General features: G+C 73.4%; 1 protein-coding gene. It reads right to left on the reverse strand.

The features are described 5' to 3' along the window. Positions 1 to 164 precede the first annotated feature (164 nt). On the reverse strand, positions 165 to 1,036 hold an 872-nt coding region (locus tag RCJ92_RS15970; RefSeq protein WP_446755133.1), incomplete at its 5' end, for an MFS transporter.

The following is a 1,036-nucleotide window of genomic DNA, read 5'->3' on the forward strand; positions in this document are numbered from 1 at the left end:
CGGAAGAGCCACTGACCCCTGCCGGGGAAGGGCCGCACCGAAGGCCCCGTCATTGCCGACGGCTAGCGACCGGAAGCCGCTGGAGCGCCGCTGGATCGGCGCACCACACCCGGTGGTGCGCCGATCCAGCGGTGAGGCCCGGTGCCGGCATCTCCCCTGGGGATCTAGAGGTAGATCCACTGTCCATGGGGATCCAGGCCGCGTCCGCGCCCAGCGGCGCTCGCCGGCCGCCCACCCGATGCAGGACGCTTGGCCTTCGCGCTCGCCGAGGCGCCGGTCGGTGCGGTGTCCCGGCCCGAGTGCTGCCAGTGCTCGGGCCCGGGGATGGAGCGGATGTGCGGGCTGAGCCAGGCGCCAAGGGCGGCCAGCAGCACGATGGCGGCGAAGAAGCGGATCGTGGGGGCCATCCCGGCCAGCTGCACCCCGGCCCCGGCCAGCAGCGGCCCCAGCGGCATGGCCAGCAGCGCCATGAACAGCATCACCGCGTTCGCCCGCCCGGCCATGTCCCGCGGGGCGATCGCCATGAAGTAGCCGCCAACCGCCGCGTTCAGGGCCGGCACCCCCACGAACGCGGCCGCCAGCATCCCGCCGATCCACCACAGGCCGGCGTGGGCGGAGATGAGCGCCAGGAACAGTCCCAGGGCGCTGAGCGACAGGCAGGAGAGCCACCCGGTGGGCACCCGGTCGATCAGCCAGGTGGCGAACACCGACCCCAGCAGCAGCCCCACCCCCATGCAGGCGCTGACCAGCCCGATGCTCACCGGGGACTGCCCGCGGTCGCGCAACCCGTAGACCAGGGTGGTCACCGAACCGTTCGTGCCCAGGTTCACCGCCACGATCAGCCAGAGCATGATCCGCAGCTGTGGGCGGGCAAAGCACCAGCGCAGACCCCCCAGCACCCCCTGCGTGCTGGGCGCCTGGGCCGGATCGGCGGCGGCGTGCTCTTCGGCGGCCTTCACGCTCGGGGCGATCAGCCGCCCGAAGCCGGCCGAGAGCAGCTGGAACACGGCGACGAATCCAAGCGCCGGCCCGGCCC

The organism is Glutamicibacter sp. BSL13, from assembly GCF_052928425.1.